Origin of the sequence: Sphingopyxis sp., assembly GCF_034380315.1 — a bacterium.
Taxonomy (GTDB): domain Bacteria; phylum Pseudomonadota; class Alphaproteobacteria; order Sphingomonadales; family Sphingomonadaceae; genus Sphingopyxis.
Map to the genome: position 1 here is coordinate 53,176 of NZ_JAXMPB010000011.1, position 15,929 is coordinate 69,104.

General features: G+C 63.8%; 18 protein-coding genes. 12 read left to right on the forward strand and 6 right to left on the reverse strand.

Annotated features, from left to right (window positions below; translation table 11 throughout):
• The first annotated feature begins 15 nt into the window (after positions 1 to 15).
• The 5 genes from hisG to U0S50_RS16665 all read left to right on the forward strand — a co-directional run bounded on the left by hisG (position 16) and on the right by U0S50_RS16665 (position 5,784).
• On the forward strand, positions 16 to 693 hold the full coding sequence (gene hisG / locus U0S50_RS16645; RefSeq protein WP_322309800.1) for an ATP phosphoribosyltransferase: 678 nt from the start codon (positions 16 to 18) through the stop codon (positions 691 to 693).
• Positions 680 to 1,972, forward strand: coding sequence for a histidinol dehydrogenase (hisD, locus tag U0S50_RS16650; protein ID WP_322309801.1), 1,293 nt, complete (start codon positions 680 to 682; stop codon positions 1,970 to 1,972). The genes hisG and hisD overlap by 14 nt, the downstream gene beginning before the upstream one ends.
• Before the next feature lie 12 nt (positions 1,973 to 1,984).
• Entirely contained in the window at positions 1,985 to 2,437 is a 453-nt protein-coding gene (nusB, locus tag U0S50_RS16655; RefSeq protein WP_322309802.1) for a transcription antitermination factor NusB, read from the forward strand.
• Positions 2,438 to 2,555: 118 nt separating this feature from the next.
• Positions 2,556 to 3,485, forward strand: a complete 930-nt coding sequence (thiL, locus tag U0S50_RS16660) for a thiamine-phosphate kinase (protein ID WP_322309803.1) — start codon at positions 2,556 to 2,558, stop codon at positions 3,483 to 3,485.
• Between the two features lie 184 nt (positions 3,486 to 3,669).
• The gene (locus U0S50_RS16665; protein WP_322309804.1) at positions 3,670 to 5,784 is read left to right on the forward strand and encodes a sodium-translocating pyrophosphatase; all 2,115 of its coding nucleotides are present in this window, start codon (positions 3,670 to 3,672) and stop codon (positions 5,782 to 5,784) included.
• A gap of 121 nt (positions 5,785 to 5,905) precedes the next feature.
• Here the strand turns inward: U0S50_RS16665 and U0S50_RS16670 are convergent, their stop codons facing one another.
• Entirely contained in the window at positions 5,906 to 6,724 is an 819-nt protein-coding gene (locus U0S50_RS16670) for an SDR family NAD(P)-dependent oxidoreductase (protein ID WP_322309805.1), read from the reverse strand.
• Positions 6,725 to 7,038: 314 nt separating this feature from the next.
• Here U0S50_RS16670 and U0S50_RS16675 point away from each other — a divergent pair, with 314 nt between their 5' ends.
• Positions 7,039 to 7,569 carry a CarD family transcriptional regulator gene (locus U0S50_RS16675; RefSeq protein ID WP_322309806.1) on the forward strand — a complete coding sequence of 177 codons (531 nt, stop codon included), beginning with the start codon at positions 7,039 to 7,041 and terminating at the stop codon, positions 7,567 to 7,569.
• 78 nt (positions 7,570 to 7,647) lie between these two features.
• On the opposite strand, the gene truA is transcribed toward U0S50_RS16675, so the two are convergent.
• Complete coding sequence (truA, locus tag U0S50_RS16680; protein WP_322309807.1) at positions 7,648 to 8,388, reverse strand: tRNA pseudouridine(38-40) synthase TruA; 741 nt, start codon at positions 8,386 to 8,388, stop codon at positions 7,648 to 7,650.
• Positions 8,385 to 9,305 (reverse strand): methionyl-tRNA formyltransferase, encoded by a 921-nt coding sequence (fmt, locus tag U0S50_RS16685; protein ID WP_322309808.1) that lies wholly within the window; start codon positions 9,303 to 9,305, stop codon positions 8,385 to 8,387. Before fmt ends, truA begins: the two co-directional genes overlap by 4 nt.
• Positions 9,306 to 9,488: 183 nt before the next feature.
• On the opposite strand from fmt, the gene recR reads away from it, so the two are divergent.
• From recR to def, 3 genes are read left to right on the forward strand one after another with little or no spacing between them, the layout of a single operon-like run.
• A complete protein-coding gene (gene recR / locus U0S50_RS16690; protein WP_322309809.1) occupies positions 9,489 to 10,085 on the forward strand; it encodes a recombination mediator RecR in 597 nt (198 codons plus the stop codon).
• Positions 10,082 to 10,495: a hypothetical protein gene (locus U0S50_RS16695; protein ID WP_322309810.1), complete on the forward strand. Its 414-nt coding sequence runs from the start codon at positions 10,082 to 10,084 to the stop codon at positions 10,493 to 10,495. Before recR ends, U0S50_RS16695 begins: the two co-directional genes overlap by 4 nt.
• A gap of 42 nt (positions 10,496 to 10,537) precedes the next feature.
• A complete protein-coding gene (def, locus tag U0S50_RS16700) occupies positions 10,538 to 11,071 on the forward strand; it encodes a peptide deformylase (RefSeq protein ID WP_322309811.1) in 534 nt (177 codons plus the stop codon).
• 213 nt (positions 11,072 to 11,284) lie between these two features.
• Here the strand turns inward: def and grpE are convergent, their stop codons facing one another.
• Together grpE and hrcA are read right to left on the reverse strand one after the other, a co-directional pair.
• The gene (gene grpE, locus U0S50_RS16705) at positions 11,285 to 11,833 is read right to left on the reverse strand and encodes a nucleotide exchange factor GrpE (RefSeq protein ID WP_322309812.1); all 549 of its coding nucleotides are present in this window, start codon (positions 11,831 to 11,833) and stop codon (positions 11,285 to 11,287) included.
• 4 nt (positions 11,834 to 11,837) lie between these two features.
• Positions 11,838 to 12,881: a heat-inducible transcriptional repressor HrcA gene (gene hrcA, locus U0S50_RS16710; RefSeq protein ID WP_322309813.1), complete on the reverse strand. Its 1,044-nt coding sequence runs from the start codon at positions 12,879 to 12,881 to the stop codon at positions 11,838 to 11,840.
• A gap of 251 nt (positions 12,882 to 13,132) precedes the next feature.
• Here hrcA and rph point away from each other — a divergent pair, with 251 nt between their 5' ends.
• The 3 genes from rph (at position 13,133) to U0S50_RS16725 (ending at position 15,224) form a co-directional block, all read left to right on the forward strand.
• Positions 13,133 to 13,849, forward strand: coding sequence for a ribonuclease PH (rph, locus tag U0S50_RS16715; protein ID WP_322309814.1), 717 nt, complete (start codon positions 13,133 to 13,135; stop codon positions 13,847 to 13,849).
• 108 nt (positions 13,850 to 13,957) lie between these two features.
• A complete protein-coding gene (gene rdgB, locus U0S50_RS16720) occupies positions 13,958 to 14,587 on the forward strand; it encodes an RdgB/HAM1 family non-canonical purine NTP pyrophosphatase (protein ID WP_322309815.1) in 630 nt (209 codons plus the stop codon).
• A gap of 106 nt (positions 14,588 to 14,693) precedes the next feature.
• Positions 14,694 to 15,224 carry an AAA family ATPase gene (locus U0S50_RS16725; protein WP_322309816.1) on the forward strand — a complete coding sequence of 177 codons (531 nt, stop codon included), beginning with the start codon at positions 14,694 to 14,696 and terminating at the stop codon, positions 15,222 to 15,224.
• Positions 15,225 to 15,244: 20 nt separating this feature from the next.
• Here U0S50_RS16725 and U0S50_RS16730 read toward each other — a convergent pair whose 3' ends face one another.
• Complete coding sequence (locus tag U0S50_RS16730) at positions 15,245 to 15,844, reverse strand: DUF2272 domain-containing protein (protein ID WP_322309817.1); 600 nt, start codon at positions 15,842 to 15,844, stop codon at positions 15,245 to 15,247.
• Positions 15,845 to 15,929 lie beyond the last annotated feature (85 nt).

Consider the following 15,929-nt stretch of genomic DNA (forward strand, 5'->3'; position numbering starts at 1 on the left):
TGGGCTCGGGCGCTTATGCCCGAACCGATCATCTTTGCCATCCCCAAGGGACGCATCCTCGACGAGGCGCTGCCGCTGCTCGCGCGCGTCGGCATCGAGCCTGCGGCGGACTTCTTCGACAAGAAAAGCCGCGCGCTGGTGTTCGGGACGAACCAGCCGCATATTTCGCTAATCCGCGTGCGTGCCTTTGACGTTGCGACCTTTGTTGCGCATGGCGCGGCACAGCTCGGCATCGTCGGGTCCGACGTCGTCGATGAATTCGGCTATTCCGAACTTTATGCGCCGGTCGACCTTGGTATCGGCCATTGCCGCCTGTCGCTGGCCGGGCCGGAGGGCAGCGCGCCGCCGGGGCTTGGCGAAAGCCATATTCGCGTCGCGACCAAATATCCCGCGACCACGCGGCGCTGGTTCGAGACGCAGGGAATCCAGGCCGAGTGCATCAAGCTGAATGGCGCGATGGAAATTGCGCCAAAACTGGGGCTCGCCTCGCATATCGTCGATCTGGTTTCGACCGGCCGTACGCTCGTCGAAAATGCGCTCGCCGAACAGAGGATCATCAGCGAGGTATCGGCGCGGCTGATCGTCAACCGCGCGGCATTCAAGCTGAACTCGGCCGAAGTGCCGGCACTGGTCGAGAAGTTTCGCGTCGCTGCCGCGCAAGATGATGGACAGGGCCAAGATGCGGCGGCTTGACGCCTCTGCGCCTGGATTCGGCGAAGCCTTCGACACGCTGGTCAATGATCGCCGCGAAAGCGCCTCCGATGTGTCCGCCGACGTCGCGGCGATCATCGCGCGGGTGAAGACAGAGGGCGACGTCGCGCTCGCCGACTATACGCAGCGCTTCGACCGCTTCGACCTCGACGCCAGCGGCTGGCGCATTTCTGCGGCGGAATGCGCGGCCGCCTATGACGCGCTGGCGCCCGAATTGCGGGATGCGCTGAACCTCGCTGCGGAGCGCATCCGCGCCTATCATGCAGCGCAGCTCCCCGAGGATCGCGACTATCGCGATGCGGCGGGGGCTCGGCTTGGCGCGCGTTGGCGCGGTGTCGATGCCGCGGGCGTTTATGTTCCCGGCGGCCGTGCGGCCTATCCCTCGTCGGTGCTGATGAATATCATTCCGGCGAAGGTTGCCGGGGTCGAGCGCATCGTGATGATGACCCCGACCCCGGGCGGAGAAGTGAATCCGGTGGTGATGGCCGCGGCTCACATCGGCGGGGTCGATGAAATCTGGCGTGTCGGCGGTGCGCAGGCGATCGCTGCGCTGGCATATGGCACGGCGCGGATCGCGCCGGTCGATGTCGTCACCGGCCCCGGCAATGCCTGGGTGGCCGAGGCGAAGCGCCAGCTGTACGGTGTCGTTGGCATCGACATGGTGGCGGGCCCCAGCGAGATCGTGGTGGTCGCCGATGCAAAGAACGCTCCGCACGTTATTGCCGCCGACCTATTGAGCCAGGCCGAGCATGACCCGACCAGCCAGTCGATCCTGTTCACCGACGATGCTCTGTTCGCCGATGCCGTTGCGTCGGCGGTGGAGGCCGTCATTCCGACCCTGTCGAGCGCGGCGACAATGACGCAAAGCTGGGCGGACAATGGTGCCATCGTCCTCGTTCCCTGCCTGGCTGACGCCATTCCGCTGTGCGACCGCCTGGCGCCCGAGCATCTCGAACTTGCGGTCGATCCGGGCGAGGCCGATGCGCTGTTCGCGCGTGTCCGCCACGCGGGCTCGGTCTTTCTCGGCCGCCAGACCCCCGAGGCGATCGGCGATTATGTCGCCGGTCCCAACCATGTGCTGCCAACCGGCCGCCGTGCGCGTTTCTCGAGCGGGCTGTCGGTCACGGATTTCATGAAGCGCACCAGCTTCCTCGCGCTCGACGACGCGAGTTTAGCCGCCATCGGTCCGGCCGCCGTTGCGCTCGCCGAAGCCGAGGGGCTTCCCGCCCATGCGCTGTCGGTCAGCCAGCGCCTCAAGTGAAAATGAAAAGATATGAACAAGAATAAACGCGCCCAAGCCCGTTCCGCCGCCCGCCTTGCCGCCGTGCAAGCGCTTTATCAGCATGAAATGGAAGGAACGCCTGGACCGCAACTGATCCATGAGTTCCACCTTCATCGCATCGGCGCGATCATCGAGGACGCCGAATATGCCGAGGCCGACATTCCCTTTTTCGATGATATCGTGAAGGGGGCACTGGCGCGGGCCGATGAAATCGATGCGGCGATCACCGCCAGACTGGCGAGCGGCTGGTCGATGGACCGACTCGACCGTACGATGAAGGCGATCCTGCGCGCCGGCACCTATGAATTGATCGCCCGCGGGGATGTTCCGGTCGGCGCGGTGGTCAGCGAATATGTCGATGTCGCCAAGGCCTTTTTCGATGCCCGCGAGGCCGGGTTTGCCAACGGTCTGCTCGACGCGATCGGCAAGAATGGGCGGGCCTGACGAACCAAATATCCGTTCAGCCGTTTGAGCGGAGGCCGGCGAAATCCTGGACCCCGCCCAGGACACGAAAGAGGGGGGGCATGGATCCGCGCCGCGTGCCGCGAACGGGAGTGCGAATGTGAGCGAAGCCGATTTCATTGCTCGATTGCGCGGCATCGCGACCGATCCGGCGGCGCGCGGATTGGCTGACGATGCGGCCGTTCTGGGCGATCTTGTGCTGACTCACGACATGATCGTCGAAGGGGTGCACTTCCTGCCCGACGACACGCCGCAGGATGTCGCGTGGAAACTCGTCGCGGTGAACATGTCCGATCTCGCCGCCAAGGGCGCGGAGCCCATCGGCGTACTCGTCGGCTACAGCCTTGGCGACGACGCCTGGAATGCGGCCTTTGCCGACGGGCTCGATCTCGCACTGCGCCGTTTCGGGGCGCTGCTGATCGGCGGCGACACGGTGCGCGTGCCCGACGGCGCACCGCGCAGCTTTGGCCTGACCGCCATCGGTCGTGCGCCGGACGGCGGCGTACCGTCGCGTGGCGGAATGCGGCCCGGCGACCAGCTGTGGGTGACGGGAACGATCGGCAATGCTGGGCTCGGTCTGGCGATGCGGCTTGGGCAGCTGGCCGCGAACGAAACCTGTCTGGCAGCCTATGGCCGTCCGCAGCCGCAACTGACGTTCGGCCGGGCGGTCGCGCCCCATGTCCACGCGATGATGGATATATCCGACGGATTGTTGATCGACGCCCGCCGCATGGCGGATGCCAGCGGCTGTCAGGTCGCCGTGATGCTGGAGGCGATGCCGCTTTCGGCGGCGCTGCTCGCGGTCCGACCCGACGTACTCGATACGCGAATCGCGGCAGCGACCGCTGGTGATGATTATCAGTTGCTGTTCGCTGCCGGTGCCGAGGCCGCGCCCGAGATTCGGGCCATCGCCTCCGCGCTCGACGTTGCCGTAACGCCGGTCGGCCACGCGGTCGTCGGCGAGGGAATCGTGTTGACCCATCACGCTCAACGGATCGTGCCGCCGGAACGGCTCGGCTTCACTCATTAAGGCGAATTGACGGAAAAGCGTGGAAAAACCGGGCTTGCGCGTCGCTTTCTTTCTTCCCATAACTTGACGTCCAAATTTGGGGCGGTCGCATCAGGGGAGAGGGCGAACCGGCATCAATAAGTCGGACGTGCTCGACTGCTAAACCTGGGTCCGCCCCCGTCAATTGGGGAAGGAACGTCCACATATGAATCCGGTTTTGATCGCGATAGCGTGCGGGCTATTGGCCGTGCTCTATGGATTTGTCACGTCCCGGCAGGTGCTTGGCGCCTCAGCCGGCAACGAAAAGATGCAGGAAATTGCCGGTGCCATCCAGGAAGGCGCGAAAGCCTATCTGGGTCGCCAATATCGCACCATCGCCATTGTCGGCGTCGTCGTGGCGATATTGGTCGGACTGTTCCTTGGTCCCATTTCCGCCACGGGTTTCGTGATCGGCGCTGTCCTGTCGGGCGTCGCCGGCTTCGTCGGCATGAATATTTCGGTCAAGGCCAACGTCCGCACCGCGGCGGCGGCCCAGACGGGTCTCCAGGCCGGATTGACCATGGCGTTTCGCGCCGGTGCGATCACCGGCATGCTGGTGGCGGGGCTGGCCCTGCTCGCGATCGCGGTCTTCTTCTGGTATCTGATCGGTCCCGGCGGCTATACGGTCGGCGGTGAGGATCGCACCGTGGTTGATGCGCTTGTCGCACTCGCTTTTGGTGCCTCGCTGATTTCGATCTTCGCGCGTCTTGGCGGCGGTATCTTTACCAAGGCGGCCGATGTCGGCGCCGACCTAGTCGGCAAGGTCGAGGCCGGAATTCCCGAGGATGATCCGCGCAACCCCGCAGTGATTGCCGACAATGTCGGCGATAATGTCGGCGACTGCGCCGGCATGGCGGCCGATCTTTTCGAAACCTATGTCGTTACCGTCGGCGCGACGATGGTGCTGATCGCGCTGCTGCTGAAGGGCGCGGGCGACATGCTGCTTCCGCTCATGAGCCTGCCGTTGCTGATCGGCGGGGTGTGTATCATTACCTCGATCATCGGCACCTATTTCGTGCGGCTCGGTTCGTCGAACAATGTGATGGGCGCGATGTACAAGGGCTTCCTTGTCACCGCCGTCCTTTCGATTCCGGCTATCTGGTTCTCGACCCAATATTCGCTTGGCGACATGAATGCGAATATTGCCGGAACCGACTTCAACGGCAGCGACCTGTTCTTCTGTTCGCTGCTCGGTCTTGTGATCACCGGGCTGATCATCTGGATCACCGAATATTATACCGGCACGAATTACCGGCCGGTGCGCTCGATCGCCAAGGCATCGGAGACCGGTCATGGTACCAACGTCATCCAGGGGCTGGCCATCAGTCTGGAATCGACCGCGATGCCGACGCTGGTGATCTGTGTCGGGATCATCGTCGCCTATCAGACGGCGGGGCTGATCGGGATTGCCTTTGGCGCGACCGCGATGCTGGCGCTCGCCGGTATGGTCGTGGCGCTCGACGCCTATGGCCCCGTGACCGACAATGCTGGCGGCATTGCCGAGATGGCGGGCCTTGATGACAGCGTCCGGGAAAAGACTGATCTTCTCGACGCGGTGGGCAACACGACCAAGGCGGTGACGAAGGGCTATGCCATCGGATCGGCAGGGCTTGCGGCGCTGGTGTTGTTCGGCACCTACACCGCCGACATCAGCGAATATTCGGCTGCGCTCGGCCTCGACGCGCCGCTGACCTTCTCGCTGTCGTCGCCCTATGTCATCGTCGGGCTGCTGCTCGGCGCGCTCCTCCCCTACCTGTTCGGCGCGATGGGCATGACCGCGGTCGGCAAGGCGGCGGGCGACGTGGTGAAGGACGTGCGCGACCAGTTCGCGACGAACAAGGGCATCATGGACGGCACCAGCCGCCCCGATTATGCGCGTACGGTCGACCTTGTGACCAAGGCGGCGATCAAGGAGATGGTTATTCCGTCGCTGCTGCCGGTGCTGGCGCCGATCGTGGTCTATTTCGTCATCCTGTGGGTGGCGGGTCCGGCCGCGGCGCTCGAGGCGCTTGGTGCCCTGTTGCTCGGCGTGATCGTCGGCGGGTTGTTCGTCGCCATCTCGATGACGTCGGGGGGCGGCGCGTGGGACAATGCCAAGAAATATATCGAAGACGGCAACCACGGCGGCAAGGGCAGCGAGGCGCATAAGGCTGCTGTCACCGGGGATACTGTCGGTGACCCGTACAAGGATACCGCCGGGCCCGCGGTTAATCCGATGATCAAGATCACCAACATCGTGGCGATCCTGCTCCTCGCAGCCTTGGCCCACGGCGCGGCGTAAACCGCGGCGGCTATCGCGAAAGAAAAAGCCCCGCCGGATCGTTCCGGCAGGGCTTTTTCTGTATCAAAATGTTTTCCGTTCCGGTGATTGATCCAGAACGGCAGGCTGGCCGCGAGGCTGTTCAGGACGTCGCGCTTGCCTTCATCTGCTGGGCATAGCCTGCCTGAACCATCGCGTTCATACGTTCGAACAGAGCGTCGGGGTCGCTGCGGCGCAGCGCGGCGATGGCGGCTTCGGTGCCTTCGGCCAGTACCAGTTCGCGCGTTCCGGCATCGAGTGCGCCAAGGATTTCGGTCGCGGCGAAATCGGCGGACAGACCATTTTCGATCGCTGCGTCGCTTTCGCCGCGTACGCTGCCATCGGCGTTGAGCGCATTGCGGCTGACATTGGTGCGCACCGACCCCGGCGCGACGACCAGTACCTGCAAGCCCAGATGTTCATTTTCGGCGCGGACCGCATCGTGATAGCCGATGATTCCGTGTTTCGCCGCCGAATAGGCGCTGCGAAGCGGCACGCCCGCGATGCCCGCGACGCTGGAAATGGCAACGATCCTTCCGCCACCTGCGCCAATCATGCGTGGCAGGAGCTGCTGGGTGAGGGCGATGGGCGCGAGCAGATCGACCCCTATGATGCGTTCATAGACCGAAAAATCGGTTTCGGTGGCAAGGCTGCGCTGCGAGATGCCGGCATTGTTGACCAGCCCGTCGATCCGTCCGCACCAGTTCCAAGCCTGTTCGGCGATGCCTGGCAGGGCGGAATAGTCGGTCGCCTCGAACGGCAAGATCATCGTCCCGGCTCCGCAATCGGCCGCCACCGCTTCCAGCGCCGCAACATTGCGTCCGGACAGGATTAGCCGCGCCCCGCGTGCAGAGAGTGCGCGTGCCAGCGCGGCTCCGATCCCCGACGATGCACCCGTAATCCACCAGACTTGATCCTGCATATCGACATCCTATCTCATTGTTTGGAACAGCGTGGCTATGCCGACCGCGGCCGTCAAGGCGCCAAGACCGCGCTTTTCCGGGCAGGGGTGGCAATTTTGTCGCGAATCTGTTATAATGTAACCAACACGTCGGTGAACTGCCTCCTTCCCTTTGTCGGGCTGGGGCACATTCGGCGTTTCCGATGGAGCCTAATCCCTTGTCCCTATAGTCTGGCGAGCGCCGCCCAAATGCTCCGATCCACCCCCTGATAGAGGGTCGGGCATCTGTTTTCGACGCGCTTTCCCGTCTGACAAGGCCAGAGAAAGGAATTTGCATGTCCGCGAGCACGCTCGTTTTTGAAGTCGGTGACTATGTTGTCTATCCCAAACATGGCGTGGGGCGCGTCATCGAACTGCAAAAATCGGAAATCGCCGGCATGCAGCTCGAACTTTATGTGCTGCGCTTTGAAAAGGAAAAGATGACCCTGCGCGTCCCGACCAACAAGGCCGAGGGCGTGGGCATGCGCAAGCTGTCGTCGGACAAGACGCTGAAGGAAGCGTTGCAGGTGTTGACCACCAAGCCGAAGGTGAAGCGCACCATGTGGTCGCGCCGTGCGCAGGAATATGAAGCGAAGATCAACTCGGGCGATCTGGTGTCGATCGCCGAAGTGACCCGCGACCTGTTCCGCGCCGATGACCAGCCCGAGCAGAGCTATTCGGAGCGTCAGATTTTCGAAGCGGCGTCGAGCCGCCTCGCGCGCGAACTCGCCGCCATGGAGGAAAGCGACGAAAAGACCGCACAGGCGAAGATCCTCCAGATTCTCAACGAGCATGCGCCGAAATATTATCTGGAAAAGGCGGTCTAAGCCTTTTGTTCCAGACGAAACAGGAAAGGGCGGTCCCGCGCGGGGCCGCCCTTTTTGTTTGTGCTCGCAATGGCGAATTTAGGGATATCTTGCCTCGACGAAATAGAGGCCGTCGGGCGGCGCGTTGAGCCCGAGTTCGGCGCGATCTGCGGCATCGAGCGCGGTCTTGAGATCGCGCGCTGACCATTTGCCCGTTCCCACGAGGCTGAGGCAACCGACCATCGAGCGCACCTGATGATGCAGGAAGCTGCGCGCGGCGGTTTCGATGATGATTTCCTCGCCATGGCGGCTGACGCTGATCCGGTCGAGGGTCTTGACCGGGCTTTCGGCCTGGCAATGGACCGAACGAAAAGTGGTGAAGTCATGTTGTCCGACCAGCGCCTGGGCCGCGCCGTGCATCGCATCGGCGTCGAGCGGCCGGGCGAACTGCCATGACAGCCCCTTGTCCCAGGTCAGCGGCGCGCGGCGGTTGACGATACGATATTCATAGGCGCGTCCGATGCACGAAAAGCGCGCGTGCCAATCGTCGGCGACTGTTTCGCACGCCAGGACCGCGACCGGCGCGGGGCGGAGCTGCGCGTTCAAGGCCTCCATCAAGCGAAAGGGCGGAAGCGGCTTTTCGATGTCGACATGCGCACGCATCGCGATCGCGTGAACTCCGGCGTCAGTCCGTCCAGCGCCGTGCACGGCAGTTTCCTCGCCGGTGATGCGCTCTACTGCTTGCTCCAGCGCCTGCTGGACGCTGGGGCCGTGCGACTGTCGCTGCCAGCCCATGAATGGACGGCCATCGAACTCAATAGTGAGTGCAAAGCGGGTCATGCGAGCCGCGTCCCCTTGGCGATCGGGCGCCCGCGCAGCAGCTCTTCCGCCGCCATCGCGGGTTTGCCCGCGCGCTGGATGCGGGAGGCACGGATCGCGCCGGGATTGCACGCGATCGAGAGGGTATCGTCGATCGTGGTACCGGGAACGGCGCCGGCGATGGTGTCGGCGGGATGGGCCACCTCGGCCGCCAAAATCTTGTAGCGCTCACCATCCAGTTCGAAAAAGGCGCCGGGAATGGGGTTAAAGGCGCGAATCTGGCGCTCGACCTGAACCGCGCCGGTCAGGAAATCGAGCCGGGCCTCGCTCTTGTCGATCTTTGCGGCATAGGTGACGCCTTCATCGGGTTGCGGGGTCGGGGGAAAGGCGTGAAGGTCGCTCAGCACCCTCACCATCATCAGCGCGCCCATTTCGGCTAGCTCATCGGTCAGATATCCTGCGCTTTTACCCGCGATCAATGTGGATTCGACGAGCCGCATGCCGCCAGTATCGAGCCCCGCGTCCATTTGCATGATCGTTACGCCCGTTTCCCGGTCGCCGGCCAGGATCGCGCGCTGCACCGGCGCGGCACCGCGCCAGCGCGGTAGCACCGACCCATGGACATTGAGGCAGCCTTCGCGCGGCGCGTCGAGCACCGCTTGCGGAAGGATCAGGCCATAAGCGGCGACCACTGCGATATCGAGTCCGAGCGCGGCGAATTCGGCCTGCGCCTCTTCGCCTTTCAGGCTTTTCGGCGTGCGGACGGGCAGACCATGTTCCTCGGCCCAATGGTGGACCGCGCTTTGCTGTAGCTTCTTGCCGCGCTGGGCCGGCCGCGGCGGCTGGGTATAGACGGCGGCAATATCATGCCCTGCCGCGTGTAGCGCGGCGAGCGTCGGTACCGCAAAGGGCGGGGTTCCCATGAAGGCGATGCGCATGGCGAGGGGCTTTGGCGAAGGAAGGCCGTACATTCAAGCCTTGTGTCCCTGTGGCGTGTCTCTGCGACGTGTCCCCGTGCAGACGTGGATCCGGCCGGTGCGGTCCTATGTCGTTCCGGATCCCGGCCTTCGCGGGGATACAACAGGATTGTGCGCCGATTGCACACCCACTACCACCAGCCCATGGCCTCCACTGAAATCGAAGCGCTCGTCCAGCAACTTGCCCGGCTGCCCGGTCTGGGCCCGCGTTCGGCGCGGCGGGCGGTGCTGCACCTGATGAAAAAGCGCGAAAGCAGCTTTGCGCCGCTGCTTGCCGCGCTCCAGACTGTAGCCGAACGGCTTGTCACCTGCACGACGTGCGGCAATGTCGATACCCGCGACCCTTGCGCGATCTGTGCCGACCCGCGCCGTGACGAGCGTAGCTTGTGTGTCGTCGAGGAAGTGTCGGACTTGTGGGCGCTCGACAAGTCGCGGCTCTTCCCTGGCAAATATCATGTGCTCGGCGGGCGGCTGTCGGCGCTGGAGGGGGTGCGGCCGCAGGACCTGAGCATTGATGCGTTGGTCGCGCGGGTCGCAGCGGGCGGGATCGACGAAGTCGTGCTGGCGATGAACGCGACGCTGGAGGGGCAGACGACCGCGCATTACCTCGCCGAGCGGTTGGAGAGCTATCCGGTACGTCTGACACAGCTTGCACACGGCTTGCCGGTGGGCGGTGAACTCGATTACCTCGACGAAGGGACGCTGGCGCAGGCGCTGCGCGCACGTCGGCCCGTCGGATGAGGCATGCGGCGCTCTTCATTTTCCTGTTTTTGGGCGCCTGCGTCACGCGAGAGGGCAAGCCGACCGAAACCGAAATAGACCAAGTCGAGGCGCAGTTGGAAGGTGCACCCTGCGTAGGTCGCCTTGCGGATTGGGAACGTATTTATGCCTATCGTCCCGAATATTTCGCTGAAGAAGTACATGCGGCGCTGAAGGAAAGGCGGGAGCCGCGCCCCAGCGGTTATGATCGATCGATTATCGACATCCACCTGCGTCCGGCCAATGTCAGCGGATCGGGGGCTGGCCGGAAAAGCCAGGCAGGCCGCCCCGCCGAAGCGTCGGCCGACAATCCGGACAAGGATCACAGCGTCAGGGGGAGCTTCGATCTGCGGCGCGGGCAGTTGGCGATGAAGGAATGCGGGGCGGTTTGACGCCCCCTTGACCGCGCGCCTTCGCGATCATACCTCGCACCCATGGCCATTCTTCCTATCATAGAGACCCCCGATCCGCGGCTCCGCGTCATTTCCAAGCCCGTCGAGACGTTCGATGCCGAGCTCAAGCAGCTGGTCGCCGACATGTTCGAGACGATGTACGACGCGCCCGGGATCGGACTCGCCGCGATTCAGGTCGGGGTGCCGAAGCGCATATTGGTGATCGATCTTCAGGAGGTCGATCCCGAGGATGAAGAGGGCAAGCGCATCGTCCGCGAACCGCGCGTCTTCATCAATCCCGTCTTTTCCGACGAGAGCGAGGAGCATAGTGTCTATCAGGAAGGCTGTCTGTCGGTTCCCGAACAATATGCCGATGTGACGCGCCCCGCCGAAGTCACCGTCGACTGGCAGGACGAAGATGGAAAACACCATCAAGAACGCATGACCGGCCTGATGGCGACGTGCATCCAGCACGAGCATGACCATCTGGAAGGCATTTTGTTCATCGACCATCTGTCGCGACTGAAGCGCGACATGGTGCTGAAGAAATTGGCGAAGCTGCGCAAGGCGGCATAAGGCGGCAAAGCGCCGCATCGACCTCGCGATGGGAGGCGCTATGCACCGGCCTCTAAGGTCATCGACGTCGCGCGGGACGGATGGTTAGGGATGGTTCCGTTTCACTCGCATTGACGACTGAAGCGATGCCTTCATCTGACGGTCAGTCAGGCGGACGTGCCCCTTGGGCCGCTAGCCCCCGGCTTACGCCGGGGAGCCGCGTTTGCCGCAGGATTATCCGGCCTTCGCCACCCCGACCATCGCGGGACGCAGCAGGCGGTCCTTCATCATATAGCCGGCCTGCATTTCCTGGACGATCGTCCCAGGCTCCTTGTCGCTCGGGATTTCGAGCATCGCCTGATGCTGGTTCGGGTCGAGCGGCAAGCCGATCGCCGCGATGCGGGTGATGCCGTGGCGTTCGAACACGCTCAGCAATTCGCGCTCGGTCGCCTCAATTCCGGTCAGCAGCGGTTTGATCGCTTCATCAGCGCGCTGTTCGGCGCCCAGCGCGGCGAGCGCCCGGCCCAGATTGTCGGCGACCGACAAAATGTCGCGCGCGAACTTGGTCGCGGCATAGGCGTGGGCGTCGGCGACTTCCTTTTCAGCGCGGCGACGGACATTCTGCGTTTCGGCGCGCGCATAGAGCAAATCCTGCTGTACCGCTGCGAGCTGTTCGGCGAGCTTCGCCGCTTCGTCGGTTTCGGCCGGGGCCGGGGCGCCGGTTGCGGCGGTTTCGGGAGCGGTGCCGTCGTCGACGGGCGTGTCATTTTCGATGTTCGTCATAAACCTATCGTATCAGTTTTGAGAGCGATTGTGCCGTGAAATCCACCATGGGTACGATACGCGCATAGTTCAAGCGGGTCGGGCCGATAACCCCTACCACGCCGACCACGCGACCGTCGCTGCCATGATAGGGCGCGGCGATAACCGACGATCCCGACAGCGAAAAGAGCTTGTTCTCCGACCCGATGAAAATGCGCGTCGCGCGGCCTTCGCGCGCGCTGTCGAGCAGCCCGGCGATTTCCTGCTTCGATTCGAGCTCGTCGAGCAGCTGGCGCACCCGGTCGAGGTCGCCGACCGCGCTGTCGTCGAGCAGATTCGCCTGACCGCGCACAATCAGCACCGGGCGGTCGGCGCCGTCGGACGACCAAGCGGCGAGCCCACGCGACACCAGATCCTGCGCCGCGCGGTCGATCGCGATGCGTTCCGCCTCTATCTCGCGGCGGACCCGCGCCAGCGCCTCGGCCAGCGTCAGGCCGCCGAACATGGCGGAGATGTAGTTGCCCGCTTCGACCAGCATCGACGGTGAAAGGCCGGCGGGAATGTCGATCACGCGGTTTTCGACCGCGCCGTCGCCCGCAACCAGCACGACCAGTGCCTGACGATCCGACAGCGGTACGAAGGCGAGCTGTTTTAACACCCGCTCATGCTTGGGCACCAGGACCAGTCCGGCGCAGGCGGACAGGCCCGACAGCGCCGATGTCGCCTGCGCGAGCGCGCTTTCGATCGGGCCGCTTTCGGACAGGCTCGCCTCGATCTGGGCGCGATCCTCGGCGCTTGGTTCAGCGACCTGCATCATCCCGTCGACGAACAGCCGCAGCCCCTGTTCGGTCGGCATCCGTCCCGCGCTTGTGTGCGGGCTGGCGAGCAGACCCAGCTCCTCCAGATCCTGCATCACATTGCGGATCGAGGCAGGCGACAGGTTCAATGCCGCGAGTTTCGACAGGGTGCGCGAACCCACGGGCTGGCCGGTTTCCAGATAGGCATCGACAACCAGCCGGAACACATCGCGGGCGCGCGTGGTGAGTTCGGTGATCGGCGGCGGCGTCATGCGACGGATTTAGGGAGAGGAGGGGCAGGGGGCAAGCTTTGCGGACGTTCCTGAAGCGCCGTGCCGCCTCCCCACGGCTTCATCGCCGGGTGGATCGTCCAGGCCGCAACCAGCCAGCGGCACCTTGCCGCCTTTGTCCACGCAGCCGGGGGGCTCGGTCGCGCGGAGCTGTTGCGCGCTTGCAATGACGGGTGGCGCAAATCGGGCAACCCGGCTAAGCGCCCTCGCACACATTCACAGGAGATACACCCATGCGCCCTTCCGGCCGCGCGCCCGATCAGATGCGCCCCATCGCCATCGAAACCGAATTCACCATCCATGCCGAGGGCAGCGTTCTCGTCAGCTTTGGCAACACCAAGGTGCTGGTGACTGCCAGTGTCGAGGAAAAGGTGCCGCCCTTTCTGCGCGGCAAGGGCTCGGGCTGGGTGACGGCCGAATATGGCATGCTGCCCCGGGCCACGCACACGCGCGGCAGCCGTGAAGCGGCAAAGGGCAAGCAGTCGGGCCGGACACAGGAAATCCAGCGACTTATCGGCCGCAGCTTGCGTGCGGTCGTCGATATGCAAAAGCTGGGTGAGCGCCAGATCGTGATCGATTGCGACGTCATCCAGGCCGATGGCGGCACGCGCACCGCGTCGATCTCGGGCGCGTGGGTCGCGCTGCGTCTTGCGGTCGACAAGCTGCTGGCGGCGAAGGCGATCGCCGAGGACCCGATCGCCGACAAGGTCGCGGCAATTTCGTGCGGAATCTACAAGGGCACGCCGGTGCTCGACCTCGATTATGACGAGGATTCGGTGGCCGAAGCCGATGGTAATTTCGTGCTTACCGGTGGCGGTCAGATCGTTGAGGTGCAGGCGAGCGCTGAGGGCGCGACCTATGACGAGGAAGGGCTGCTCCGCCTGCTTCGCCTCGCACGCATCGGTTGCGGCGAAATTTTCGCCGCGCAGGACAAGGCTGTCGGGCGATAAGCAGGGAATCGGAACGTGCACAGGCGCCAGCGTTCCGTCGGCTGGCGTTTTTGCGCGGCCCTCTCGAAATTGGTTTGCGCAGCTTGAAGTGATAGAAGGCCAGCATTGATGACCCACCGCAAACTTGCCCCCGGAAAGCTCGTCATCGCCAGCCACAATGCCGGCAAGGTGCGCGAGATTCGCGCGCTGCTGGAACCCTTCGGGATTGACCCGGTGTCGGCGGGCGATCTCGACCTGCCTGAACCCAAAGAGACAGGAACAACCTTTCGAGACAATGCGCTGCTCAAGGCGCATGCGAGCGCGTCGGCATCGGGGCTTCCCGCGCTTGCCGACGACAGCGGGCTGGCGGTTGCAGCGCTCGGTGGGCGGCCGGGCGTTTATACCGCAGACTGGGCCGAGCGGCAGGCGTTTGAGGGCGATCCGGGCCGCGACTGGTATATGGCGATGGGCAAGGTCGAAGGGTTGCTCGCCGAACAGGGAGCCGATGTCGACCGCAGCGCCACCTTTATCTGCACTCTGGCGCTCGCCTGGCCCGATGGTCATGCCGAGGTTTTCGAAGGCCGGGCCGAAGGCACGCTGACTTGGCCGCCGCGCGGCAAGTTGGGCTTCGGTTATGATCCTGTATTCATTCCGGTTGGCAAGGCGTTGACCTATGCCGAAATTGATCCGGCCGAAAAACATGCGATCAGCCACCGTGCGGATGCCTTCGTAAAGCTGGTGGCTGGGTTGTTCGAATAGGCGTTCGGGATCCGATGCCGATGACGGGACAGCGCCTTGATCCCGACGGCAAAACCGAAGCCGACGTGGCGTTGCGGACCGGAGCCAAGCGCGCCATGATGCGCGCATGATCATTGAACTGAACGGCCATGCCGGCGTTGGAAAGCTGACCATCGGGCGACTGCTGGCAGAGGCGCTCGGTGCGCGGTTGATCGATAATCACACATTGTACGATCCGGCCTTTGCGACGACCGATTTCGGTTCCGAGGCCTTTTTCGACACGGTGCGGGCGGTGCGGGCGATCGCCTTTGAGCGCGCCGCAGCGTTACCGCAGGCGACCGCGATCATTCTGATGATCGCGCCGAGCCAAAGGCGCGCCTGGGGTGAGGAGTGGCAGGCGGCGATCCGGTCGCTGGCCGATGCGCGGCGGGCACGGCTGTACGGCGTGCATCTGAGCTGCGCCGACGTCGAACGCGCGCGGCGGATCGCGGCGCCGGACCGCGTCCGGTCGCGCAAGCTGTCCGATGCCGCAGTGGTCGGCGACGGTATGGCGCGCCCGATCCTGCTCGATCATTGCGACGCCGTATTCGATATTGACGTCACCGACCGGAGCGCGGACAGCGCGGCGGCCGCAATTCGGCGCTGGGTGATGGTTTGACGCCGGCCGGGGGGGGGGCTTCAGATGCGGTTTTCGATCACCACGAACCAGTTCTGCTTTCGGTCGGTGACGATCCCGCTGGCGTTCGTCCGTACGGCGCGCTTTGTAACTGAATGGAGCACATTGCCGCCGATGCAATGAACAAAGCCATTGCCGACCTCCACAACGATGTCCGTGTGACTTTCGTACCAGCCGATTTTCGGAGCATTGTCGAAGCTGATCGGCTTTCCTCCGCGCCAATAACCGACGAGATCGCCGACCTTTGGCGCATACTCCCCCAGCCGATGGCCGATCAATGCCGCCGAAGATATGCCCGCATTCTTGATCGCGCGGTTGATATAGGTCGCATGTCCCGCCGAATAGGGGAATTTGTCGCCCGCGCCCGCCGCATTCATCGCCCAGGATATGAAGGCGGCGGACCAGGGGGTGCCGCGATCGAGTCCGGTCAGATTGGCATAGGCGCCGCCGATGAATTTCCAATAGTCGGCAACGCGTTGCCACCCGCCCGGATCATATTCGCGCAGCCCCACGGTCGATGTGCCGTCGAGGTTGATCGACGAGCGCCTGAAGAACTCCCATTCCCTCAGACAGACGTCGGCTAGCGTGTTTGCAATACTCATGGTGACTTCCCTTCCGTTCCGTTCGGGGAAATTATGGAAGGGACCAGGCAGTGGCTGCGCGAACTGGGTTCACAATGGCGGGTTT

Coding starts and splice junctions, on each gene's coding strand:
- hisG (WP_322309800.1), top strand. CDS start 16: ATGCCCGAACCGATCATCTTTGCCATCCCCAAGGGACGCATCCTCGAC.
- hisD (WP_322309801.1), top strand. CDS start 680: ATGCGGCGGCTTGACGCCTCTGCGCCTGGATTCGGCGAAGCCTTCGAC.
- nusB (WP_322309802.1), top strand. CDS start 1,985: ATGAACAAGAATAAACGCGCCCAAGCCCGTTCCGCCGCCCGCCTTGCC.
- U0S50_RS16665 (WP_322309804.1), top strand. CDS start 3,670: ATGAATCCGGTTTTGATCGCGATAGCGTGCGGGCTATTGGCCGTGCTC.
- U0S50_RS16670 (WP_322309805.1), bottom strand. CDS start 6,724: ATGCAGGATCAAGTCTGGTGGATTACGGGTGCATCGTCGGGGATCGGA.
- U0S50_RS16675 (WP_322309806.1), top strand. CDS start 7,039: ATGTCCGCGAGCACGCTCGTTTTTGAAGTCGGTGACTATGTTGTCTAT.
- truA (WP_322309807.1), bottom strand. CDS start 8,388: ATGACCCGCTTTGCACTCACTATTGAGTTCGATGGCCGTCCATTCATG.
- fmt (WP_322309808.1), bottom strand. CDS start 9,305: ATGCGCATCGCCTTCATGGGAACCCCGCCCTTTGCGGTACCGACGCTC.
- recR (WP_322309809.1), top strand. CDS start 9,489: ATGGCCTCCACTGAAATCGAAGCGCTCGTCCAGCAACTTGCCCGGCTG.
- U0S50_RS16695 (WP_322309810.1), top strand. CDS start 10,082: ATGAGGCATGCGGCGCTCTTCATTTTCCTGTTTTTGGGCGCCTGCGTC.
- def (WP_322309811.1), top strand. CDS start 10,538: ATGGCCATTCTTCCTATCATAGAGACCCCCGATCCGCGGCTCCGCGTC.
- grpE (WP_322309812.1), bottom strand. CDS start 11,833: ATGACGAACATCGAAAATGACACGCCCGTCGACGACGGCACCGCTCCC.
- hrcA (WP_322309813.1), bottom strand. CDS start 12,881: ATGACGCCGCCGCCGATCACCGAACTCACCACGCGCGCCCGCGATGTG.
- rph (WP_322309814.1), top strand. CDS start 13,133: ATGCGCCCTTCCGGCCGCGCGCCCGATCAGATGCGCCCCATCGCCATC.
- rdgB (WP_322309815.1), top strand. CDS start 13,958: ATGACCCACCGCAAACTTGCCCCCGGAAAGCTCGTCATCGCCAGCCAC.
- U0S50_RS16725 (WP_322309816.1), top strand. CDS start 14,694: ATGATCATTGAACTGAACGGCCATGCCGGCGTTGGAAAGCTGACCATC.
- U0S50_RS16730 (WP_322309817.1), bottom strand. CDS start 15,844: ATGAGTATTGCAAACACGCTAGCCGACGTCTGTCTGAGGGAATGGGAG.